Annotated in this window: 26 protein-coding genes and 1 pseudogene; 16 read left to right on the forward strand and 11 right to left on the reverse strand. The window is 37.2% G+C overall.

Features of this window, described 5'->3' with window-relative positions:
• Window positions 1-166 precede the first annotated feature (166 nt).
• Window positions 167-619 carry a V4R domain-containing protein gene (locus RCG25_RS02395; RefSeq protein ID WP_308082080.1) on the reverse strand — a complete coding sequence of 151 codons (453 nt, stop codon included), beginning with the start codon at window positions 617-619 and terminating at the stop codon, window positions 167-169.
• Between the two features lie 252 nt (window positions 620-871).
• On the opposite strand from RCG25_RS02395, the gene RCG25_RS02400 reads away from it, so the two are divergent.
• Window positions 872-1,237, forward strand: a complete 366-nt coding sequence (locus tag RCG25_RS02400) for a hypothetical protein (RefSeq protein ID WP_308082081.1) — start codon at window positions 872-874, stop codon at window positions 1,235-1,237.
• Window positions 1,238-1,633: 396 nt separating this feature from the next.
• Here RCG25_RS02400 and RCG25_RS02405 read toward each other — a convergent pair whose 3' ends face one another.
• The 3 genes and pseudogenes from RCG25_RS02405 to RCG25_RS02415 form a co-directional block, all read right to left on the reverse strand.
• Window positions 1,634-2,266, reverse strand: coding sequence for a LysE family translocator (locus RCG25_RS02405; protein WP_308082082.1), 633 nt, complete (start codon window positions 2,264-2,266; stop codon window positions 1,634-1,636).
• A gap of 113 nt (window positions 2,267-2,379) precedes the next feature.
• A complete protein-coding gene (locus tag RCG25_RS02410) occupies window positions 2,380-2,796 on the reverse strand; it encodes a YhfM domain-containing protein (protein WP_308082083.1) in 417 nt (138 codons plus the stop codon).
• Window positions 2,797-3,687: 891 nt separating this feature from the next.
• Window positions 3,688-4,047: pseudogene (locus RCG25_RS02415) on the reverse strand (MerR family transcriptional regulator).
• A gap of 141 nt (window positions 4,048-4,188) precedes the next feature.
• Here RCG25_RS02415 and RCG25_RS02420 point away from each other — a divergent pair.
• Window positions 4,189-4,953, forward strand: coding sequence for an SDR family NAD(P)-dependent oxidoreductase (locus RCG25_RS02420; protein ID WP_308084083.1), 765 nt, complete (start codon window positions 4,189-4,191; stop codon window positions 4,951-4,953).
• Window positions 4,954-5,419: 466 nt separating this feature from the next.
• On the opposite strand, the gene RCG25_RS02425 is transcribed toward RCG25_RS02420, so the two are convergent.
• The 3 genes from RCG25_RS02425 to RCG25_RS02435 form a co-directional block, all read right to left on the reverse strand.
• On the reverse strand, window positions 5,420-5,851 hold the full coding sequence (locus RCG25_RS02425) for a spore coat protein (protein ID WP_308082084.1): 432 nt from the start codon (window positions 5,849-5,851) through the stop codon (window positions 5,420-5,422).
• A gap of 485 nt (window positions 5,852-6,336) precedes the next feature.
• Window positions 6,337-6,738, reverse strand: a complete 402-nt coding sequence (locus tag RCG25_RS02430) for a YkvA family protein (protein WP_308082085.1) — start codon at window positions 6,736-6,738, stop codon at window positions 6,337-6,339.
• A gap of 526 nt (window positions 6,739-7,264) precedes the next feature.
• Complete coding sequence (locus tag RCG25_RS02435) at window positions 7,265-7,753, reverse strand: pyridoxamine 5'-phosphate oxidase family protein (protein WP_308082086.1); 489 nt, start codon at window positions 7,751-7,753, stop codon at window positions 7,265-7,267.
• Between the two features lie 470 nt (window positions 7,754-8,223).
• On the opposite strand from RCG25_RS02435, the gene RCG25_RS02440 reads away from it, so the two are divergent.
• The 3 genes from RCG25_RS02440 (at window position 8,224) to RCG25_RS02450 (ending at window position 10,266) form a co-directional block, all read left to right on the forward strand.
• Entirely contained in the window at window positions 8,224-8,991 is a 768-nt protein-coding gene (locus RCG25_RS02440) for a phosphotransferase (RefSeq protein ID WP_308082087.1), read from the forward strand.
• Window positions 8,992-9,360: 369 nt separating this feature from the next.
• Complete coding sequence (locus RCG25_RS02445; RefSeq protein WP_308082088.1) at window positions 9,361-9,858, forward strand: DinB family protein; 498 nt, start codon at window positions 9,361-9,363, stop codon at window positions 9,856-9,858.
• Window positions 9,859-9,972: 114 nt separating this feature from the next.
• Window positions 9,973-10,266 carry an antibiotic biosynthesis monooxygenase family protein gene (locus tag RCG25_RS02450; RefSeq protein ID WP_308082089.1) on the forward strand — a complete coding sequence of 98 codons (294 nt, stop codon included), beginning with the start codon at window positions 9,973-9,975 and terminating at the stop codon, window positions 10,264-10,266.
• A gap of 61 nt (window positions 10,267-10,327) precedes the next feature.
• Here the strand turns inward: RCG25_RS02450 and RCG25_RS02455 are convergent, their stop codons facing one another.
• Entirely contained in the window at window positions 10,328-11,272 is a 945-nt protein-coding gene (locus RCG25_RS02455; RefSeq protein WP_308082090.1) for a helix-turn-helix transcriptional regulator, read from the reverse strand.
• 150 nt (window positions 11,273-11,422) lie between these two features.
• On the opposite strand from RCG25_RS02455, the gene RCG25_RS02460 reads away from it, so the two are divergent.
• Window positions 11,423-11,926, forward strand: coding sequence for a DinB family protein (locus RCG25_RS02460; RefSeq protein ID WP_308082091.1), 504 nt, complete (start codon window positions 11,423-11,425; stop codon window positions 11,924-11,926).
• Window positions 11,927-12,076: 150 nt separating this feature from the next.
• Here RCG25_RS02460 and RCG25_RS02465 read toward each other — a convergent pair whose 3' ends face one another.
• Entirely contained in the window at window positions 12,077-12,673 is a 597-nt protein-coding gene (locus RCG25_RS02465) for a hypothetical protein (RefSeq protein ID WP_308082092.1), read from the reverse strand.
• A 231-nt stretch (window positions 12,674-12,904) separates the two neighbouring features.
• On the opposite strand from RCG25_RS02465, the gene RCG25_RS02470 reads away from it, so the two are divergent.
• The 8 genes from RCG25_RS02470 to lepB all read left to right on the forward strand — a co-directional run bounded on the left by RCG25_RS02470 (window position 12,905) and on the right by lepB (window position 19,220).
• The gene (locus RCG25_RS02470) at window positions 12,905-13,402 is read left to right on the forward strand and encodes a P-loop nucleotide/nucleoside kinase family protein (RefSeq protein ID WP_308082093.1); all 498 of its coding nucleotides are present in this window, start codon (window positions 12,905-12,907) and stop codon (window positions 13,400-13,402) included.
• A gap of 326 nt (window positions 13,403-13,728) precedes the next feature.
• Window positions 13,729-14,727: a DNA/RNA non-specific endonuclease gene (locus tag RCG25_RS02475; RefSeq protein WP_308082094.1), complete on the forward strand. Its 999-nt coding sequence runs from the start codon at window positions 13,729-13,731 to the stop codon at window positions 14,725-14,727.
• A 266-nt stretch (window positions 14,728-14,993) separates the two neighbouring features.
• Entirely contained in the window at window positions 14,994-16,214 is a 1,221-nt protein-coding gene (locus RCG25_RS02480; protein WP_308082095.1) for an aminopeptidase, read from the forward strand.
• 116 nt (window positions 16,215-16,330) lie between these two features.
• Window positions 16,331-16,876, forward strand: a complete 546-nt coding sequence (locus RCG25_RS02485) for a type II toxin-antitoxin system HicB family antitoxin (RefSeq protein WP_308082096.1) — start codon at window positions 16,331-16,333, stop codon at window positions 16,874-16,876.
• Between the two features lie 120 nt (window positions 16,877-16,996).
• Window positions 16,997-17,380, forward strand: coding sequence for a MarR family transcriptional regulator (locus RCG25_RS02490; RefSeq protein ID WP_308082097.1), 384 nt, complete (start codon window positions 16,997-16,999; stop codon window positions 17,378-17,380).
• 226 nt (window positions 17,381-17,606) lie between these two features.
• The gene (locus RCG25_RS02495) at window positions 17,607-18,056 is read left to right on the forward strand and encodes a hypothetical protein (protein ID WP_308082098.1); all 450 of its coding nucleotides are present in this window, start codon (window positions 17,607-17,609) and stop codon (window positions 18,054-18,056) included.
• A 398-nt stretch (window positions 18,057-18,454) separates the two neighbouring features.
• Window positions 18,455-18,643: a hypothetical protein gene (locus RCG25_RS02500; protein WP_308082099.1), complete on the forward strand. Its 189-nt coding sequence runs from the start codon at window positions 18,455-18,457 to the stop codon at window positions 18,641-18,643.
• A 31-nt stretch (window positions 18,644-18,674) separates the two neighbouring features.
• Window positions 18,675-19,220 (forward strand): signal peptidase I, encoded by a 546-nt coding sequence (lepB, locus tag RCG25_RS02505; protein WP_308082100.1) that lies wholly within the window; start codon window positions 18,675-18,677, stop codon window positions 19,218-19,220.
• 124 nt (window positions 19,221-19,344) lie between these two features.
• Here the strand turns inward: lepB and RCG25_RS02510 are convergent, their stop codons facing one another.
• The gene (locus RCG25_RS02510; protein ID WP_308082101.1) at window positions 19,345-21,399 is read right to left on the reverse strand and encodes a LysM peptidoglycan-binding domain-containing protein; all 2,055 of its coding nucleotides are present in this window, start codon (window positions 21,397-21,399) and stop codon (window positions 19,345-19,347) included.
• Between the two features lie 174 nt (window positions 21,400-21,573).
• Here RCG25_RS02510 and RCG25_RS02515 point away from each other — a divergent pair, with 174 nt between their 5' ends.
• Window positions 21,574-22,134, forward strand: coding sequence for a hypothetical protein (locus RCG25_RS02515; RefSeq protein ID WP_308082102.1), 561 nt, complete (start codon window positions 21,574-21,576; stop codon window positions 22,132-22,134).
• Between the two features lie 89 nt (window positions 22,135-22,223).
• On the opposite strand, the gene RCG25_RS02520 is transcribed toward RCG25_RS02515, so the two are convergent.
• A complete protein-coding gene (locus RCG25_RS02520) occupies window positions 22,224-22,757 on the reverse strand; it encodes a hypothetical protein (protein WP_308082103.1) in 534 nt (177 codons plus the stop codon).
• A 305-nt stretch (window positions 22,758-23,062) separates the two neighbouring features.
• On the opposite strand from RCG25_RS02520, the gene RCG25_RS02525 reads away from it, so the two are divergent.
• Complete coding sequence (locus RCG25_RS02525) at window positions 23,063-23,494, forward strand: hypothetical protein (protein WP_308082104.1); 432 nt, start codon at window positions 23,063-23,065, stop codon at window positions 23,492-23,494.
• Window positions 23,495-23,537: the final 43 nt, after the last annotated feature.

Here is a 23,537-nt window from a genome sequence, read left to right on the forward strand (position 1 = left end):
CTTGTACTATCCAAGTTTAGAACAAAACGCTTTCCAGATGATAAACCTCTAAAACATCGTTAAGTAATGTGCTGTTAAAGGATTTATTAAAGGGAAATGTGTAAGTATTAATAAAAGGGCAGTAAAAATACACCCTTTTAATCACTCCCCCAGAACTTCCTATCCACTAACCAAGTATTTTTATCATATATTCACAATGCTCATCGCCATTTACATTACATTTCACTTCACGAACAATCACTTTTTTATCATAAATTAGGGAAAATGCGCCTTCTAGAATAGCCCCTTCTAAATCACATGTCATATTCCCTTCATGAATGGGAAGGCCTTTACAGAAACAATCTTCAATCTTAATATGAATCTCATTTTCTGTGGCATGGATAATGGTTGGAATGCCGATTTTTAGCTCCTTAAATATTTGTAACGCATCCTCGATGGTTTGAACCGGGAGGCTTTGACCAATTTTTCTTCCTACAGCCATAGTCGTGTTTTTCCCATTCATCGGTAAGCCTTGATACATCCCAATTAGTCGGATGGTTCTAAATAATTCGAGGGGAATCATATTGCCTAAGGTGGGTCTATCAATCTTTTTTAAATCTTCATACGTAAAAATCTCCATGGGTGAAATCTCCTTTTTCTTTTATATTGTTTATTTTTACAAAAAGAGAATTGCATTTCCTTGATATACATCAAGAATGCAAGAGGATGAAGGGTAATGATACATGCTAAATTGGAAAATCTACGGTTTAAGAATTTTGTCGAAAATTGTTAATAAACGTATTAAGGTTTTGTTAAGAAAAGACGATTATTATATCTAGTAAATAGGTAATATATTACACTTTTAAATGAAATTAACTATGGAGGGATTCGTATGTATAAGATTGAAGTAGATCATGAGAAAAAACAATTTATGATCACCCTTGAGGGGTCACTAAATATGGAGGAAAGTATCGCTTACTCAGCAGAATTGGAGAGTAACCTATCAGGGAAAGACTTAAGTGAGTATTATTTGGTTGTTGATACTTCGGATTTAAAGATTAGTTCTCATGATTTAGAGGATCAAATGAAGAGGGGAATGGAAATGATTTTTTCTGCCCCATTTAAAGCGCGCTATAATATCGTCCCTAAAAGTGCGGTTACGAACCTCCAAGCTAATCGTGTGGGAAAAGAGTTTGAACTGAAAAGTAAATTTATTATTGTTTATTCGTATGAGGAGATTCTGGTGACAGCTAAGTAAGCAAAAGCCAAGGGGACGGTTCTGGTGGCACTTTTATATGAGGACGTAGCCAACTCTCGACAATTTTTTGTTGTTATTGATGCCTTAGGCCAATGATATCAAGTATTCACCCTTCTTTTCATCAAACGTTTGTTTACTTTCGAATGTGGGGGAATAAAAGAGATAGAAGTCGATTAGAGATAAGGATTATTTTGTAGATTAAGAGCAGAATTTTACGGAAAGTTGGTCGACAATCTTTTTATGCGATTTGTGAATTAAATAGCTTTATAAGTAAGTTTATGCCCGTTTTAACTAAACGATTAAATAGTATAGCATATACGGAAAAGCGTCACTTTATGGCGAAAAAGACGGTTCTTGTGGTAAAAAACCACGAGAACTGTCCCTCTGGCAACTCAATTAATCATGTGCCTTTTCAAGAAATAGTCTTATTCCGAAACCTATCAGTATGGTTCCTGTTAGTCCTTCAATAATATTTTGTGTTTTCGGTTTTTTCATGAACGTGCTGATTCGATTAATTAAATAAACGTAAGTAAAAGACCACATGGCAGTCATTGCAGTATAAGTGATCCCCATGATAAGAAACGGTAAAAAGGTACTGCTTCCAGGGTCAACGAATTGAGGCAAAAATGTTAAGAAAAGGACCGCCACTTTGGGATTTAGGAGATTGGTAAGGAACCCTTGTTTAAAGCAAGAAGTGTTTCCAAACTGGCTTTTTGTGTTCAACTCAACGCCTGCTTCGTCTTCCTTTTTCCTTAAAGACCATAATGTCTTGATCCCCAGATACATTAAGTAAACTGCACCCACATATTTGAAGACAGAAAATACTAATGCTGATTTCATAATGATGGCGGAAAGTCCAAATACAGCAGCGGTGGTATGGATAAGAAGCGCACAACAAGTACCTAAAACTGTATTAACACCCCCGGCTTTCCCGACGGTTACAGTGTTTTTTGTAGCAATTGCGGTATCAGGCCCGGGTAAAATGATAAAAAAAATACACATAAGGACAAACAGATACATGTTCTCCATTTATGATCTCCTTTCTGCTTTTCGTTAAGGTCTGTGATTCTTATATTGTATTATATATAAAGATGGGGGAGGGAAATTATAAAAATACTTTGAATTTGGTAGTAAAAATAAAATTACTTGCCAGTGAGTATTTCGATAAGTTCTGCTGATTTATTTTTGTCCAATTGAACATATTTACTTTCAGCGTCTATTACCAGTTCAACTTGGTCCTTTTGGGGACTGATCCAAAGTTCGTATAACACTGCTTTTGCCTCTATTTCAGGATTCTTAAATTGAAATACAAATCTGTAATCAGGAGGGCGTACCATAGATACTTTTGCATTTTTCCAATCACTATCTTCTAATGTATCTTTCACCTTTTGAACTTGGTTATTGGTAGTGATTTTTTTGAAGGCTTCATAATTATTTTCATCACCAACACGCTTTTTTACTTCAATATATTGCTCTTCATTCTTCATTCCGTCGAAATAACCCGCTGTAAACAATGAAATGATTCCTATAAAAACAATTAAATAGGTAAATTTTTTCAAGATTCATCGCCCCTTTAGTAATAAGACGCATTTCATTTAGAAAAGTATCAAATATACTTTAATTTTTAATTAACCTGGAGTTGCCCCGCCACAGTCCTTGATAACTGTGGTGTTTTTTATGGGGGAGTGGGTGTAGTTTAGTGGTTGGCGAGTAAAATGGAGGGATTGACGAGTAAAGTATGAAAGTTGACGAGTAAAATAGGAAAATTGACGAGTAAATTATACATTTGGCGAGTAAAAGACCGAAAGTGACGAGTAAGAAAGGAAATCATACAAAAAGGGCAATTTTAACGAGTCATCAAGAGGTAATCAACACGTAATTGGAGAGAAAGATACCTAATCCTGGCTATACGCCGGGATTTTTGCATGTAGGGGGAGTTCTAGTGCCAGGCACCTTTCGAATTTAAGGAAGATTGGAAGATTGATAGGATTTTTGAAGGGGTTAAATGGTAGAAATAATACTAAGGGCCAATTCTTGACATTCTTTTTATAGTTTTCGCAGTAAGAAACCATTGCTGGCATGGAGTTGCCCTTCTACTAACCAAACGTTTGATTAGTATCGGATAAAGGGGAAGAAGAGGGAAAGAAGTCGATCAGAGAGAAATAAGGGCTATTTTGTAAAATAGGGTGGAAAGTCGCGGAAAGTTTGCCGACAATTTTTTTTATGCCTTTTGTGATGTGAAATAGCGATATTATTGGGTTTATGCTTGTTTTAACCAAACGTTTAATTAGTATAGTTTATAGGGAAAATGATTGAAAAAGGACGAATGATAGGAGGATAGGTACGGTTGCGTGGGTCCCGGCCAATGCCACGAGAACCGTACCTGTGGCGCCTAGAGGAAGAGTCCCCCACTGCTTTAAAGCGGCGGGGGACTGTCCCCTTTTTTGAAATTATTTTTTCAGGATCATCTCTTTATAGGAAGTAATTTTATGTTCTAATATTTTATTTGTTTCTTCCAGTGTCTTTAGCTGGCTTTCGATCGAACGTTTATGATCTTCTAAGAGTTTTAATCGATTAATTACTGTATGTTCTCCTTCCGTATACAAGTAGGCATATTCTTTTATTTTTGTGAGCGGCATTTGCGTCTCTTTTAACTATAAGACAAATTTCAGCCATTGAAGATGGGCTTCAGAATATGTTCTTTCTCCGTGTTCATTCCGATCTGGGAGAATAATTTTCTCTTTTTCATAGTAACGTAATGTATGTGCGCTGACTCCCACTAGTTGTGCCACTTCTCCAATTGTATACATAACAACCTCCATATTTAACCAATACTAATCTAATGAAAAATAGTTTGCCTTAGAGTGTACTCTAACCAATATAATAAACCCGTATCAGTTAAACAATTCATTTTTATGAGTATTTAAAAAATAGTAGGAGGAAATGAAATGATGAAATATACAGTTATTACAGGTGCAAGTTCCGGGATTGGATATGAAACAGCACTTGCATTTGCAGGTCGTGGAAAAAATTTAGTCATTGTGGCACGAAGAACAGAGGAGCTTGAAAAACTAAAATCAGAAATCGCGAAAGTAAATGCAGAACTTGAAGTGGTTATAAAAACAGTGGATTTATCTCATACGAAAAATGCGTATACCTTATATGAAGAGTTAAAGGAATACAAAATTGAAACGTGGATCAATAATGCAGGGTTTGGTAATTTCGCATCCGTTGGCGATCAAAATTTAACTAAAATTGAGACGATGCTTAATTTAAATATTGAATCTCTAACAATTTTAACTTCACTTTATGTGCGTGACTATTCAACCGTGGAAGGAACGCAAGTAATTAACGTTTCTTCAGGTGGAGGCTATACGATTGTTGGAAATGCCATCACTTATTGTGCTTCTAAATTCTATGTAAGTGCCTTTACGGAGGGACTTGCACATGAATTAAAAGAACAAGGTGCAAGCATGCAAGCAAAAGTATTAGCGCCTGCTGCAACTGAAACGGAATTTGCAAAAGTATCGAATGACCTAGAGGAAAATGTGAAATTCGAAGGACTTCTACTTAAATACCATACAGCGAAAGAAATGGCTGGATTTATGCTTGATCTTTATGATAGCGAAAAAGTAGTTGGCATTGTCGATGGTGTTACGTATGAATTTCAATTAAAGGATCCCATTTATCCTTATGCAGTGAGAATGAGAAACTAAAGACCAAGGGAAGACCAAGTGGATGGTTCTGGTGGTTTTTTCTCCTCAGCTTTTTGGTGACTTGTGATGTTTGGGGACAGTCCCCCGGCGCTTTAAAGCAGCGGGGGACTGTCCCTTTCTCGACCTTTTTTTTATTGTTTTCGCTGAAAGGATCCATTGCTAGCAAGTATTTATCCTACTTTTAACCAAACGTTTGATTACAATCGAATTAGGTTGAAGAAAAGGGAAGGATGTCAATTAGAGCAAATTAACTCCTATTTTGTAGAATAAGAGGGGAACTCTCGGAATGTTGGCCGACAATCTTTTTATGCCTTTTTTGATGTGAATTAGCCAGATTATTGAGTTTATGCTCGTTTTAACTAAACGTTTAATTAGTATAGCTTATAGGGAAAATGATAAAAAAGTGACGGAAGATAGGGGAAGGGACGGTCAGCTGGGCTTAGTTAGAACCAGGAGAACCGTCCCTTTAACCAACTCTTAAAGATAATTCAGCTAATAAATTAATAGCAGCTTGTACAACGGCAGTAATTTCTAGCTCAGTTTGAGTCACAGTAATGGCGTTAGAATTGTCAATAGTGACTGATTGAGATTCTGATTGGAGCGCTGATAGACGTTGTGAAATCGATTGAAGTGCAGTAACATCGCTGTTGTTACTACCTAGCAATGCAATAGCTGCTTCGATGGCTGCCTGTAAAGCGGCCTGAACAACAACTAATGCCTGAGCTTCAGTTTGGACAACATTAATGTTATGGGAATTGCGGACCACTAATGACTGGATTTCTCTTTGTGAAGCAGTGATTGATTGCTGAATTGTTTGATCACCACTAGGATCATTTGTGTTTCTGATCGGTGCGGACCACCTAAATTCGCTATTGCTTTGTTCGTTTTGAATACGCATTTTTTCACCTCCAAACTAACAAGATACAAAGTTAATGTATTCAATAAATGTAATAAGAATTGGACAAACAGTCTGGTTAAAATGTGGATTTTTTTAAAATATTGTTAGGGAGGGAGGTGATCATTTCCATTTAAAGTAACAGAAAAAATCCCTGTGCCTGTCACCGTCGGAAAACATCCATCAGTAGTCGACATTCTTTTTGATGAATTAAAAGCAAGAAATCAATGTTTACTAGGACGTAACTTTCTTTTAATTAATCGTTTGAATAGTATCGGAAAAGGGCGAAAGTAACAGAATTGAGTCGGTTGAAGAGAAAAAACAAGGATTTTGCGGATTGGTAGCGGAGCAAACAAATAGGTCACCGACAATCTTTTTATGATTTTTGTCTGGGAACATGTATAGGGTGCGATTCATGCTTCTTTTAATTAAACGTTTAGTTAGTATAGCAAATTAGGAAAATAGTTGAAATTTGTAGCTTTATGATCTTAGCGGCCCTTATTATCAACGAAATACTTACTAATCCAAATGGCAATGAATAGCCATATCAACATAAAGAGTACGGCAACAAACCAATTTTTTGGTTTTCCTTTTTGTCTAATTTCTTCCGCTTTTGCTCTGTTTTCTTCAATAATGAAAGGCGGTATTAATTTTAAAGCTAGTGAGATTCCCAGTGGAACGATAATAAGGTCATCGAGATAGCCTAATATAGGAATGAAGTCAGGGATTAGATCTATTGGACTAAAAGCATAAGCAACTACACAAATAGCCACCAATTTAGCATAACAGGGGACTCTACTATCTTTATATGATAAATATAGTAGGAATAAATTCTGTTTTAGTTTTCTAGCGTAGTTTTTTAATTTTGTTAGTGCATGGTGCTGCTCCATTTTTACGCCCTCCTTTTGATAAAATTAGGCTCTTTGCTAAAATAGTGTAGTATTCGCTGATAAAAGTGGAAAATCGCTGATATATTGGCAGAATCGCTGATAAATTCCTACAAGTGTTCTTTTGAATATAACTTTACACCAAATCGAACGTTGATCATCGCAATTATTTTAGGAATACAAGCTACTTTGACTAGATTATTTTCTAGAAAACAAGAAAACCACCCCAAGCAATAGGGTGATTCTCATAAATAAACTAGGTTGACAACCATTACCCTGACGGTAGAGGTTGCATGGAGAGAGGTGCTAAAACACTTCTCTCTTTTTATTATATTTACTTTATATACAAAAATATTCCCAGTTAAATGTAGAAGAGGATGGCAAGGGAACATTTTGGTTTCTTCGAAGTGTTCTGAAGGACTACGAGAATCGTCCCGGTTTCACTCAGAGAACTCTATTGAAAATCGGATACCATCGTTAGCTCCAAAGGGATCAACATAGCAAATGGACTGACAACCTTTTTTTGCTGTTATTTATTCATTTCAACCGTTTCATTAACATCAGTGGATTTAGAAGTTTGCCCTGTCATGCGTTTGTAGAAAAAGGCGATTTTCTTCGTAAAATTACCGGTATCCCAATATTCGGCTGCTTCCGCATTTACCTTTATCAAGACCACGTTAGGATCATCATAAGACGTTTGCATAATTTTCTCATATGCTTTGCTCCACAATTCCTTTTTTTTACCTAAATCCTCAACGATTTCCGCTCTTCCACGGACGGAAACATAGGATTTACCTGCATATGCCACATTGACATCATGATCATGTAAAATTTCTTCATATTTATCAGTCTCTTTTTTAGTGAAAAACCATAAGTCACCATCAAACTCTACTTCTTGTGTTTTCATAGGACGAGAAACAAGCCCTTCTTCAGTGACCGTAGTCAACATGGCCGTGTCTACGTCTTTGATTAACTCTCTTAATGTTTCCATTTCTTCCTGTTTCAACATGTTAGACATTTCCATCACCTCATGAATGTATACTACCCTTTATGTCAACTTTTATTCAGGTATGGCGAAAACCATAGGGACGGCTGGTGGTTTTTTCTTTTGCGTGAATGAGGAGAATCAATCCATCGCACCCTCGGAATATATGTTGGTATCCTTCTAAAGAAGGGTTATTTGTAAATATATAGAATAGGCATGATGTAGATTATTATTTTAGGAGGAAAGAGATGATTCAACGGGGAGCAAGAGTTAAGAATAGGAAGTAAAGACTTTTTGAAAATCATAGCAATTTCAGGGTTAATACTAACCGTGATTTGTGTGGTATTAGTATTTCAACAGTTGTATCTTTTTAAAAGAGAATTTCAAAGTCTAGATGATGACCAAGTTTTAAATAGTAATATAAAAATAATTGATGTTTCTTATGCGAACTGGGTGCGATTATTAAGGGGGATATTTAGAAGTCTAACCATGAAAATGAAAAAATGTTAACAGGAGGGAATGTTTCTAACGTTTATCGTTCAGGAGATACTGTGCGACGAGAATTAAAGCCAGAAAGTACCAAAATTCATAAGCTATTCAAGCATTTGGAGGACAAGGGTTTCAGTTATGCACCAAAGTTTTTAGGTATTGATGAAAAAGGAAGAGAGATATTATCATTTATTGAAGGAGAAGCTGGTAATTATCCTTTAAAAGAATACATGTGGACTAATGATGTCTTAATTGAAATAGCGAAAATGCTCCGTCTTTATCATGATTCTGTGAGTGATTTTCCATTTGATGATAGCTGGCAATCGATAGATAACACCCCCCAACCATTCGAGGTACTATGCCATAATGATTTTGCAATATATAACATTATTTTTAGTCATGGTAGACCAAAAGGTATTATTGATTTTGATGTTGCTGGACCTGGTCCAAGACTTTGGGACATAGCTTATACTCTTTATACTTGTGTCCCCTTAAGTAGATTTTATCTTTCTGAAACAGGTGAGAAGGTTTATTATAATTCATTACTGCATGCTAACCGTATAAAACAAAGAATTAGATTGTTTTTTGAAGCTTACGGTGAGGGAATAAAAGAAGATTATATGGAAATGGTATTACTGCGATTAGAAGGGTTATGTAAAACAATTACAAGAAAAGCCAGTGAAGGTGACATTGCTTTTCAAAAGATGATAGATGAAGGGCATCTTGAACATTATCAAAAAGATATAAAATTCATTCTTGAATATAGAAAAGAGTGGATTTAAATTAAGGTTTTTGTTGAACTAGCAGGTGGGATTTTTTAATAAACGAAGGATCGACTTATTGAACGGAGCAGTATTCCTGTAATTACTGAAAATTGGGAAACCCGCTGTAATCATACAAAAAGAAGCGAACATTACTAAAGACAATAAATTTGTAGTCAGGTACATGAGAAGGAATTTAAACTGGATGATTCGAATAAGTTATAGTGAACTTGGTTTTGTTGTATTCTCAAAATAATTATTAGAGGATGTCATTGAGAGCATTTTTTATAGGTCGACAGTAGCAAATGAAGATGATTTTGATGCGTATGAATGGCTGTTACTATACTAAGATTTTGATAGTTTACACTAAACAGTGAGGAGAGTGGTTTTATGCAAGTTGTAGCCAAAATGTTTTTAGAACAACTCGACATGCATTGCTATGAGAATGAGTGGTTTGCAACCATGGATCAAGCGCTTCAGGGAGTCACTGCAGCTGAGGCAGCATGGACATGTTCGGGAAACAGCAATTCGATTTGGCAGATTGTCAACCACTTGATATTTTGGAATGAAGACGTGATCCATCGAATTAAGGGCACAGAGAATTCGCATAAAGCAGAAAGCAATGAAGAAACCTTTGGAAATCCAGGGGATTCAGAAGACGAACTTGGGTGGTCCCAGACAGTGCAGCGCCTTCATGAAGTCATGAATAATTTAAAAATGGTCATTGCGGACCTTGACGATGAAAAGTTAACAGCTCCGTATGCAGCTAACAGTTACTCGATTGAGCGTTTACTTAGCAATATCATGATGCACGATACATATCATTTCGGCCAAATCGTTCTATTGCGAAAGTTGCAATCCTCTTGGAGTGGCGTTGATTGGTCTTAACAAGACTATGGGGACGGTTCTGGTGGCTTTTTTTCAAGGTTGTTAATATAAGCCGGGAGAACCGTCCCGTGGTTTCCGTGGTTTCACCCGTGGTTTCAAAAAGGGGGAAAATAAATGATTTTAGAAGCTGTAATGTTACAAGTTAAGGAAGGCATGGAAGGAGAATATGAGGTAGCATTTCGAGAGGCATCAAAAATTATATCATCAATGAAAGGCTACATATCTCACGAATTACAACGATGTATGGAAGTTAAGGGGAAATATTTATTGTTGGTGAAGTGGGAGACATTAGATGACCATACAGTAGGATTTAGACAATCGAAAGAGTATCAAGAATGGAAAAAGCAACTACATCATTTCTATGACCCGTTCCCAGTAGTTGAACACTTTGAGAATGTTCAAATTTAATAGGCTGTTAAAGTAACGGAAGCGTTGATCCAAAAAGGATGAACGCTTATTTTTGTGGAGATTATTTATACTGATTTAAAACTTTGTTTAATATTTCTTTAAAGCTTTCAATTAATTCTAACGGCTCTTTAATAATCGCATTTTCTCCATACGTGATAAAGTAGTTTGATAAAAAATTTATATCCTGTTTAGCAATAATCCCTTTTATGAATCCAGAACCATCTTCCCTTTTTCTTAAATAAATATTTGGCCAATTAACGGACTCATATTTTTCTACTCCATGTTTAGTTAACTCCACATACAGTTCTGTTGTTTCTTTATTGTGATTCAGAATGGAAAAGCGATTCTTTAAATTGATACTCGATAAGTCAATAGGAGCATTCTTTTCATCGTGTTCTACAGATTTTATACGATCACATCTGAATACTCGATAATCTTTTCTAAAAAAGCAATAAGATGGACAATACCATTTTCCTTCTTTTGCGTAAATACCAATCGGTTGAATGCTTCTTAAACTTGTCTTTCCACTTGTTTCATAACTAATTATTAGAACTTCTTGATGAATGGCCGCATCTAAAAGCTGTTTTAAATATGGGATTTCTTCTTGTTGAAGTACATATACAAAATCAACTCTATCTTGCATTTTATCAATTGTATCTCTAATATCACCGGACAGATTTAAATAAAATTTCTTTCTTATTGACTCATACTCAATATCAAAAGGAAGAGATATATAATGTCTTAGTGCATGAATGGCAAAAAATATAGAAACCGCTTCATCTTCACTAAATACTATTGGAGGAAGAATTCTTTCGTTTAAGACTTGATACCCTCCATGTGGACCTACTTCTGAGTATAATGGAACTCCCATCCCACTTAATTCTTGTAAATCTCTTAAAATGGTTCGTTTTGATACCCCAAATTCTTGTGCTAATTCTTTAACCGTAAATCTTTTTTTTCGATTTACCATCATGATCATTTCATTTAATCTTTTTGCTCTAGTCATACGTTCCTCCACAAAAAATAACAGTGACATAAAGTGTCACCATTATAATATATAATCACAAATAGATAAAGAATAAGGAGGGTTTAATCCGAATTAAAAAACAACCATTTCGTGATCTATCTTTAAATATGAATTTTGGAGGAATTATACATGTATGTTACAATTACAGACTTTATGAAAGAATGGAGAAAGGAAGCTACATTAACTCAAAACATATTAGATGGTTTGACTGATGATTCACTAAAACAACAAGTTTATCAAGAAGGTCGTAATATAGGAAGAATTGCGTGGCATCTAACCATATCTATTCCAGAATATTTGGCTGCATTTGGGTTAACGATAGAGAAAGTAAAAAATGCGGAAAACGTTCCAACCTCAGCAAAAGACATTGCTGAAACTTTTAAAAGGATAAGTGTCAATGCTGCTAAAGTGATCGAAGAGCAGTGGACGGATGATTCTCTGAAACAAATACAAGTTGCTTTTGGAAGGCAAGAATCAAATGCCTCAATCCTAATGGGTTTAATCAAGCACATTGTTCATCACCGTGGACAAATTACTGTTCTAATGCGTCAGGCGGGATTGAAACCATTTGGAGTTTATGGACCACCGAAAGAAGATTGGATCCATTTGGGGGTTGAAAATCCACCTCAGTGAGAACCTGGGCCATGGGGACGGTTCTGGTGGTTTTTTCAAGGATGGTATTATTAAGCCGGGAGAACCGTCCCCGTGGTTTTTGAAAGTGTAGTAACAGGACAATTATAGTGCTGATTAAATAAAAGTCCGAAAGCCAATGCTTTCGGACTTTTAGATTTTTCCTTCAAGGATTTGCTTCCGGAGTTGGACGGCCGACAGTAATTTATAGCCTCTTAACTTAGGAATCATTTTTTCGAGCAACGCAACAGCCTCATCCTTTTTCCCATCATAAACGGCTTGATCGACTTCCAGCATGTTTAATAGGAACGCGTCATTTATTTTCTCTTTATATTGTTTGATTGAATCGGCGTCCTCTTCCTGAATAGCGATATCTGCCAACATGTACCACTTGGTCTTATGTACACTCATTTTCGCAAGGAGATCTTTTGCTTTTCCGTATTCTTTTCTTTCCCTTAAGAGCATCAATTCGGAGTGCTGTTTCGCTTTTTTCGAGCGGATATTCCCCAGCTCATGTTCTGCCGCCGACAGGTCTCCCTGAAGAAAATGGTATAGGAATTGCAATTGAGGCGCTTTTGATTTTTTTAGGTACGCCATCATCTTTTCAGGATCTTTTCCAAATACAAGCGGGTTTTGGATGAAAAAGAAAACAATCATGACCGCCAATACGCCAAACATAATCCAAATCGGAACCTGGAAAAATCCCATTACTAAAGCAAAAATAAAAACAAGCAACAAAAGCCAAATCATAGCCATCCTCCGTCAACGGGTTTTATTCCTATTTTACCACATTGTTTTTTAGGACCACCTAATTATAACCAAGCGGTGCAGGTCTGTTATAAAAAGGAATATAAATAGAATTGGTAGAATAAGTAAAAGTGATATAAATCTTAACGCCTAGATATTAACAAGAGGAAAATGTCGATGGGAACTAACGAAGTAAAAAGTTTAAACTAAGATAAGCGCGGGGGGTTAAAAAATATGAAACAATTGGGGACGCTATACTTTTTCTGTGGAAAAATGGGAGCTGGAAAATCAACTAAATCAAAACAATGGGCGATAGATAAACATGCGGTACTGTTATCTGAGGATGAGTGGCTTTCATCTCTTTATCCCAATCAGATTGCATCATTTGAGGACTACCTAAAATTCTCAGCGCAGCTCAAACCGTTGGTGAAAAAGCATGTCCAAAACATATTATGTGTGGGTACTGATGTAGTGATGGATTTTCCAGGTAACACTAAAAAACTGCGAAAGTGGTTTTTGGATATGGCGTCAGAGGTCAATGCAACCCATCAACTCATCTTCCTTAATCTAACTAACGAGCAATGCTTACGTCAAATTGCACAAAGGCGTATCGAACAACCTGAAAGAGAAGCCTTTGACACGGAAGCGGTGTTTATTCATGTTACTCAATTTTTTGAAACACCAGAGGCATCTGAGGGTTTAAATATTTTAGAGATTAGCAGAAATGAATAACAAGGAGTTCAATGATTCGTGTGTATAGAGTACCTTTTGTTCAGGGAGGTGCTCTATATGAAATAAAATGAAATGTGAGTAAGAAAAATTTCAATGTATATATGTTAAAATCGATGTAACTTTTTAAGTGGTACACTTAAGTAAACGGGTGCTTTTGTTAAGGATGATGATCGCTGCGGCGGTCATTTTTTTCTTGTTGAAATAAAGCAGTTTAGTTAAATATGGATTCAATACCAAAGATAGATATATTCCAACAAAAGATCAAAATGTGTTATTTTTATAATATGAGTGTCTATGGTAGAAACATAAGAAAGGTGTGCAGAAGTGTGAACAAAAGAATATTTTTGATTTTATTTAGTGTGATTTTAATATTTGTATTTGTGGGTTGCGGAAAAATCACTGAACATACATCGTCAAAAAATGTGCAATCCACAACGAGCACGGCTTCCAAGACTGTTGAAGCCAATAAGAGTACATCTGCCATTGACACAGAAAAACCAACGAGTGACAGTGAATCCAACAAAAGTGTTCCTGCATCTAGCACTATAAAGGCAACAGGTACAACGGACGGATTTAATTACAGCAAATATACCCTAATTGTAGTAAACGGCGGGGATATGTCAGGATATAGAAAGCCGAATGTCAAAGTAGATGTCGGATTTGGCGATCGGGAATATTGGGCGTATACAAATGAATACGGTCAGTTAATTCGTGTCGAGGCGAAGAATATAACACTCCAAAATCCGAAAACTGAACATGTTTTATCGTCTGGGAGATACTATGCTGATGAAGCAAGGGTTCCAGGTACAGAGAGTCCAGAATTAGATCAAGGGCATGTGATTGCTGACTCGCTTGGGGGAGTTTCTAACGCATATAACATTACACCTCAAGACAGCATTCTCAATAGGCACGGGGATCAAGCTTATATGGAAAAAGTGATTCGAGATGCAGGAGGTTGTACTGATTTCGTAGCAGTGATTCAATATCCAAATACTCAGACGCAAATTCCTAACCATTATAAATTCACATACAAAATTCAAGGCAGATCCATTACAGATGAATTTGACAATGTAAACCCAGATGAAGTGAACAAGAATTTAGGGAACACGACAGGTACGAGCAGTACGCCACCGAAAACAGACAATGTTCCAGCAAACGAAACGGTAAGTAGTAATGAAGATGTTAGTAAGGTGGATACCAATCATAATGGACAAGTTACGATCGCTGAAGCCAAGGCTGCTGGCTTTAAAATGCCAATTACGAGAGATTCATGGCTTTATAAATATATGGATGATCGAGATGGTGATGGCTTAGTAGGTGAATAAATGGGGTTATCATTCCCATGCGATTATGGAGCGTCCTTTTTTTGAAAAATTTAGTAGACCTTTCTAAGGTATTGAATTATGAATAATCCCATCTCAAATAATGAGATGGGATTATTTTTTGTATTTCCTTAATAATTCTTAAACTGAATGATGAATTGATATATCCAATGAAGAATTGAGTCGTAAGTGCTAGAAAAGTAGAAGGAATAAATAATACAATTTTTCAAAAAACTCATGATAAAATAACAATGAATGGAGGGATATTTTTGAAAACGTTTGAGGAAAAATTAAAAAGCTATGCAGAATTGGTTGTAAAAGTGGGATTAAACGTTCAACCGAACCAAATCCTTTATGTACGAGCTAGTGTGGATACGATTCCATTTGCAAGAGCTGTCGCTCACGAGGCTTACAATGCAGGTGCAAAAAATGTGTATGTGGACTATAGTGATCCTGAAATCACACTCTCACGCTATTTGAGAGCATCTGATGATGTTTTTACAGAGTTTCCTGAATGGGAGCGAATTCAACGTGAGAAGTTGATTGATAAGGATGCGGCATTTTTATTTATCGTTTCCGACAATCCGGATTTATTGTCCAAAGCTGATCCAAATCGTATTGCAAATTACCAAAAAGTAAGTGGAGAAGCCATGGTAAAATGGCGAGAGCAGCATGATGATGTTAGTTGGGTCATCTGCGCAGCTCCAAGTCAAGGCTGGGCAAATAAGGTTTTTCCAGGCGAAACAAATAGCTTGGACAAACTTTGGGAGGCTATCTTCAGTTCAGTACGTATAGGGGAAGTTGAACCTGTACAGGCATGGAAAGATCATATTGAAAACTTGCTTCAAAAGTCTACCTATCTGAATGAAAAGAAATATAAGAAGTTACATTACAAAGCTGAAGGCCCAGATTTATCGATTGAGCTTCATCCCCTACATCTATGGAAAAGTGGTGGAAGCCAAAATCGACATGGTGTTCAATTTGTTGCGAATATGCCAACTGAGGAAGTATTCACTTCGCCATTACGTTCAGGTGTTAATGGTTTCGTTTCGAGTAAAAAACCACTTAGCTATGCAGGTAATTTAATTGATGAGTTCAAATTAACTTTTGAAAATGGTCGAATTGTTGAAATTACAGCTAAGAAGGGAGAAGAAGTGTTAAAGAACCTAGTAGAAACAGATGAAGGCTCCCATTATCTTGGTGAAATAGCCCTGGTTCCACATGATTCCCCTATTTCTAACACAAACGTACTGTTCCTAAACACATTATTTGATGAAAATGCTGCAAACCATTTAGCATTAGGATTCGGTTTCCCTAACTGTATTGAAGGTGGAGAGAAAATGACGAAGGAGCAGCGTGAGGAAGTAGAACTTAATTCGAGCATAGCTCATGTTGATTTCATGATTGGTTGTGCGGATATGGATATTGATGGTGAATTACCGGATGGTACACGTGAGCCAATCTTCCGTAAAGGAAATTGGGCATTCTAATTGATTTTGTTGGAAACCCCTTATTCTTTAGTGCATAAGGGGTTTCCGGACTGTAAGGTCGCTTTTTTACTTACAGGGCGGTGTAAAAGAAACCTTATTACTAGGATGTGAGGTTTATGATAAGTTTTGGAAAATTAATGTTTCCAGCCTTCGTACAACAGGAAGCTGAAGGAGGAATGTTTGGTGTTTACTTCCCTACTCTCTTTCAGGAAGCTGGGTGGGATTATCCCTTATCACGAGGAAAAACAAGAAGTAGAGCACTAAAAAATGCAGAAAAAGATTTAGCTTTCTCTTTGGCAGGAATCTTATATGACAATGAAGAACTTCCTGAAGCTATCCCTATCCAAAGCAATAAACTTTCTCAAGGAATGGAATTAATTAATGTGGAGACTTCATTTGAACAGTATGCTGAAGAAATACTGGAACATTTAAAAGGTCGCCATTGGCATATTGGCTATTATATCGAAGAAAAAGATGAATACATAGAAGCAATTGGGTTTAAAAATGACAAAGGAATGTGGGATATTTTTTTTGAAGATAATCCAGAGGAAGAGGGCCACACTGAGGATAATTTACTTTTTACCGTAAGACTACATTCTGAAGCCGAGGAGAAATTCAAACAATTTGTTGAGGATGTTATTCTAAAGCGTCGAGGGGATTAAAGAAGATTGTCTCGTAGTTGAACGAACAGGTGCGTTAATCCAAGAAGGATTGACGCTTATTTTTGTTGAAATATATACGCAACATCGAACTGGAGGATGATTAGGAATGGAGGGAAAAGGATGGGAGCTTGGGGTACTGGATTATGGGAAGATGATTTATCTTGCGATATCCAAGATGAATGGAATGAACTGATGGATGAAGGGGTAAGTCCAAGAAAAGCTACAAAGATCATTCTTAAATCGTGGCAGGAAGAGTTATCCGATTATGATGATGAAGAGGATAAGCAGGCAGATGAATCCATTCTGTTCATTTCTCTCGCAGGTCTTCAAATGAGACATAAGGCACTGACTGCCCCGGTTAAAAAAAAGGCGCTACAGCTAATTGGAAAAGGTGCAGACCTTGCGCCATGGGAGGATGCCGCTGATGAGAGTTATCAGGAAAGAAAAAGTGTACTGGAAAAATTTGGGGACAAATTAAAAAACACAAAGTCTAGTCTATTTTGATTAGCTTAGAATGATAGAGAAATACACTCGGAAGCAGTGTTTCTAGTGAACATCTTGATGCTGCGAAGTATTTACAATGGGGGAAACATATGGATTCAGACCAGACCATAGGGACGGTTCTGGTGGTTTTTTAACTTAGGATTGATATTAGATTAGAGCAATGAGAACCGTCCCCGTGGTTTCTGCCCGTGGTTTCTGAGGAGAGTTGAAGTGAAGGGGAAGAATAATGCCGCAACAGATAAGAATCGCAAATTGGTTATTAGAAGTGGATGTGGAAAAAACACGAGAATTTTATAATAAAGGTACAGAGGTCTGCAAATGTCTGTACTGTAACAATTTTATTGAGGCTTGTAAGCAATTAGATACAGCCGTAGCCTCAATATTTATTAGCTTAGGAATTGATCCAGCGATGCCAGGACATCTTTCTGATCAGACAATGGAAGATGGGTTACGTGAGTACATGGGGAATTATCATTTAGTGGGAACAGTATTAGAGGGAGAAGTATGTACACCCTCTAACTGGAAGGATACAAACACAGTACAGATTAAGAACTTTACATTAGGGTTTTCAAAAGTTTTAGATGTTGTCCCAGAAGGGTCTCCCTCTCCGGTCCTTCAATTAGAATTCGTTGCTAGTATTCCTTGGGTACTTGAAGAACAGCCAGATGATATATAAATAAACAAAAGGGTCTGTTTTCAAATAGATGCAGTTTAGTATACATTCGTTTGTATGAAATCCTTACTTCTAAGCAGGAAGTAGGGATTTTATGTTGAATAATAGGAATATAATATTATGGAAATTGCTATATTGTGAGAATGGGTAATACGTAGTATGAAGAAAGAACGGAGACTAAATTCATGGACAATCAAAAAGCTGAAAAGTTAATAAGATTCATTATTCTTTTCCTATCTTTAGCATTCGGGTTGCTACTTCATAAAATTATATTTTTGATTATTGGTGCAATAATTTATTTTAGCTTAACAATATATTTCAGATATAGGATTAAAAAGAGTCCCTTAAAAGGATGAGTTTTGTTAGTAAATAGAAGTTGTATAGAAACGGATGGTGTAGTAATGAGTAAATTCTTATCTATTTTTGGAGTAGTAGTATTTTTGTATTGTTTGTATCTCTTTGTAATGTTTTTCTTTAGCAATGATCGTGAGGCACCTATTTTTTATGGTTCTATATTTGGAATGCTAAATGCAAGTATAGCCATTGCTGTTTCTGAAATATTAAATAAAGTTAAATCAAACAAGTCGTAAGATCATCATATTTTTAGAGGGAGGATGAGTAATGACAAAGAAGAAAAAGGAAACGTTTGAATGGGTTAAATCACTATTGGGTGCTCTTGTTATAGCATTTATTATTCGCGCTTTTTTCTTTACCCCCATTGTTGTTGACGGTGAATCAATGAACCCCACTCTTCAGGACAAGGACCGTATGGTTGTAACCAAAATTGGGGAACCGAAAAGATTTGATATTGTTGTGTTTCACGCCCCAGACGGTAGGGATTACATCAAACGTGTAATCGGACTCCCTGGTGACAGTATTGAATATAAAAATGATGTTTTATATATAAATGGGAAGGCATACAACGAACCTTATTTAGAAAAATATAAGAAAAGACTTAATGGTGGAACTTTAACAGGCTCTTTCACTTTAAAGGAGACCGCTGTAGGAAGTGATACTGTCCCTAAAGATAGTTTGTTTGTTATGGGAGATAACAGAAGGAAAAGCAAAGACAGCCGTGAGATTGGAGCGGTCAATTTAGAAAAGGTAATAGGGACAACAAATGTTGTTTATTTTCCAATAAAAGAAATTAAATTCGTAAATAACTAATTGCTGCTTTTGTTGGACTGGTCTCTTCTTCAAAATCATCGGGTGCGTAACCACATCACATTAAGGGCACATATTGGCAATGAAAAAGGTAAGCGGGATTGTAACGTTCGCTTACCTTTTACTATTACTGTTTTGCTGGAATGATTAGCTTTTGGCCAATATAAAGGAATGCAGTTGGTTCCAGTTTATTGGCATCGACAATTGCTTGGGTGGTTACGCCGAATTTTTGAGCAATTTTCCAAAGTGTATCACCGGAAATAACTACATAAGTGGTTATCGTAGGTTGTTCAGGCTGCGCCACACTCGGAATAATCAGCTTTTGGCCAACATAAAGGTACGCAGATGGATTCAGTTTATTGGCATCGACAATTGCTTGGGTGGTTACGCCGAATTTTTGAGCAATCTTCCAAAGCGTATCACCGGAAACAACAGCATAAGTGGTTACCGCTGGCAATTCGGGCTGCGCTACTCCTGGAATGATCAGCTTTTGGCCAACATAAAGGTACGCAGTTGGATCCAGTTTATTGGCATCGACAATTGCTTGTGGGGTTACGCCGAATTTTTGAGCAATTTTCCAAAGCGTATCACCAGATACTACATAATAAGTGGTTGCCGCTTGCTGTTCAGGTTGAGATACAGGTGCAGGGACTTTTAATTTTTGTCCTACATATAGATAACTGTTTGGATCAAGGTTGTTCAAGGTAACAATTTCAGAGCTGGTCGTGTTGAACTTGGATGCAATCTTCCATAAGGTATCGCCACTAACGACTATATAATCAATCGTTTGCTTTGCCGAAGATGGTTCAGTGACAAGTTCAACATCACTCGCACTGATTGTTCCTGTGACCCCTTCTTTAACAAGAACGGTGTATTTTCCATTCTCTATCGCTTCCGACATAAGCGGGAAAGTGTCTCCTTTTATAGCAGTATATTCTTGCCCTGCAGGATCAACGCTCATTTTTGCTGTTTCGCTGATCACGCGTACTCTTTTTTCAGGCTGCATCGGTTTGATTTCGTACATGTTTTCCACTTTCACAGCGCTTGGAAACGTAATATAGCCGCTATTTGGGCCTTCTACCACATTGAGCTTGATAAAGTAGCTTCCGTTTGGTACTTTTCCGCCCATGATGTCTGAGCCATCCCATTCAAACGTATGAGTACCAGCTTCAAATGTTTGTTCACTTACTGCTAAAGCGGCATGGGCTCCGGCAGCATTTGCGATATAAATGGATAATTTCGCAGGTACTGCAAGTGTAAATTGTCCAGTGACCTTATCGTTTATTCCATCTCCATCAGGAGTAAAGGATGGCGATTGGAAGGAAGCATCTGTAACAATTTCTTTTAATCTGGATACCGGAATATAATAATCGGCGTCTTTGATTGTAATCGTGCCGGATCGCAAGATTAACGGTGTTGTGGAAGGATAGTTATAGGCTGTTTCGATTGTTTTAAAAACAATCTCATAACTACCGTCCATTACAATCCTTCCTGTTTTATCTGTGCCATTCCAGCTTACAGTACGGCTTCTAGGAGATAGGGTTTCCTTGCTGCCGGTATATATTTCATCTCCGTTTATATTTCGGATTGTCAGCTGAACTTCAGCAGGACGGTTTAAGTTGAAAGGAATTTGGACCGATGTTGTTTGTGTTTGTCCGTATTTAGGTGAAAACACTGCTGGATTTGGAGAAACGCCATCAATCAATGGCTTGGGACTTGATTCCGAGACAACTGTGAGGTTCCCAAGCGGATATCCTTGTATTTGATTGTATTCCTGGTCCGTGAGATATCCCTTGATTTGGTACGTGCCTGCGGGAAGAGGTGCTTTTTTCGTATCATCCCATGGCACCCAATCCACTTTGTGTACGGTTTTATAGGCCGTAGTCGATAAATTAATTTTTGTTTGTACGTTATTCCCAACAATAAGAAGGTACCCGCGTGTTGGCACGCTGGTTTGCAACTCAATTGTTGTGTAACCAGGAACTCTGCTGCCTTGGTAGGCAACGGTAGAAGCAGAAAGTTTAAATGAAGTAACCTCAATCACTCTAGACGCAGGCCGGTACCCGCCATATCCCATTCTGTAATCTCCGTAATCCATTCTAGAGGAAACGCCGTATCCCATTCCACCTCCGAAACCCATACCAAGATAACCTCCGTACCCCATTACGAATAATCTTTGCATGTTTCACTCCTCCTCGAATTGTTCGTAATTAGTGTATGTGTCCATTTTGAAGAAGGCGTAGATACTTGCCTATGTAGATAAATGGGAATTTTTACAATCCCTTTCTTTCTGTTGAAGGTTTATAGCCAACTTGTAGAGAATTTATAACTATAATCAAATGATATAGGGGGACATATGAAAAGGTATTTTTTGTTTGTGGTAATAGTAGGTATAGCAGCATTGGTAGTTTTTTTAGGTTATAAACAGGTGTTGGAAAAGAAAGAGAAGGAGAAGGACTTGGCACACTTGAAGTACATTCCTATTGTTCGTGTAGGTGAGCGACAGCTAGAGATATATGAATATGGGCAGTGTAAAAAGGGATCCAATAAGGAAAAAAGGGCGGAAATAGGTCCAAGTTCTTGTGAAGCTGTAACAGAGGAAGAAGCGCTGAAAGGAAATACAGCGGCTTCATTTGATAAAGAGGCTGTTCTAACTATAAAAAATATCGAGTCTTCTGGGGAACTCGAAGACAAGTCTGGCCCTGCCGGTGGAGTGAGAAGGACAGTCAGCAGCAGTTATACAAAAGATGGTAAGAGTCTGGGGCCAGGTGAAATAAAATCAATTGTCAAGGATATGAAGGATGAATTTCTCGAGACAGTAATGTTGCCCAAAGAGCCTGGTTACTATGTGGGCAGAATAAACTTAAGTACTCCTTCAGGACACAAAAATTATGTCTATCATTTTTATTATAAGTAGTTTTACATATTAGAAGGTTTTTTTGCATGGCAAAGATGGGGACAGTCCCCCGGCGCTTTAACGCAGCGGGGGACTGTCCCTCTTTAGTGCTAAATGGCTTGTCTGAAGACCATGGCATTTAGTGATCGAGTTAATGCATCTAGTATTTCTATATTGCCAGATTCCAGCCTTATTCGTAGTTCATATCTGTGTGTTCCTGCTGTAGGTGGTACATCCACCCATGTGAGATTTGGGTATAAATCTTCCCTTATCATAATATTTTCAGGTTTCGATTCATTAAAAGTAATGTCGACAAAGGAAATCAGTATTCCGTCGCGATATAAAAAATATTGTCCGGCAAGGGAATAAGACGTTCCGCCTGTGTTCGTTATATATTGAATAACAGCCATGGAATCTAATTTCACTCTTTGGCCCAATTCTGTTGTTGTGACATCAAGAGATAATAGCGTATGTTCAACTGGAGTTAATATGGACATACGATCCATCGATTGTGTATAAGAAAACAACTGCACAATTTCATCACGAAGAAGACCGGTACGATTGATATTTATAGAATGTTCAATTTTTATTGGACAACCACAAGGGAAAGAATTACACTTCTGACACTTTTTTTTGTCACCCATAAGAAAATCACCTCCAATAAACCATTCACTTTACTTTAATTTATGTACAACCTTTCACTGATGTATAGGCAGATTCAAGAGGGGAATCGTGGATTTTGGGGACAGTCCCCCATCGCTTTACAGCGACGGGGGACTGTCCCCGCTTTTTCACTGGTCTCGAACGGTTCTGCTGGGCCTTTTGTTCTTCTAGTGTTTTGTTTTAACGGTCACGAGTTTGTTCGCTGAAAGGCCACTAGAACCGTCCATGTGGTATGCGAATAAACTATTGTAGTCTAGTAGAAAGAGAAGTGAAGTCAGTGGACAGCATGACTAAAAAGTTAACGGTGGCGTTAAGACAGGAATTTTCTTATTATGCGAACGATGAAGTACTCAACACCATTTTAAAAAATATCGCAGCTGGTGGCGTAACTATAGCCGCTTTTACCATAACAAAGATTAATATGAAGAATGTTAACTTTGTCCGATTTGTTGTCGGACCTGACAGTTCAAATAGTTCCAAAGCAAACCTGGTTGCACAGGATGTTCTTCGCTCATTAGGTATACAGTACGACCAGGAGAAGGTCATCCAGTTGATTGGAAACCCTGGAACACCGGGAATCTTAGGCGAAACTCTTCAAACTTTGTTCCAGCATGTCGTAGTGTTTGCTACGTATACGGGGGTGAATTCTTTCATCCTGAATGTGTCTGATATCCAAACTGCTCTTCGATTATTAAAGAAAAATAACATTATCGGTTAAGGTTTTTCTTACTACTTTTAAGAGTCTTATATTCGGGTTTTAT

It is taken from the genome of Neobacillus sp. PS2-9 (assembly GCF_030915525.1).
In the GTDB taxonomy this organism is placed as follows: Bacteria; Bacillota; Bacilli; order Bacillales; family Cytobacillaceae; genus Neobacillus.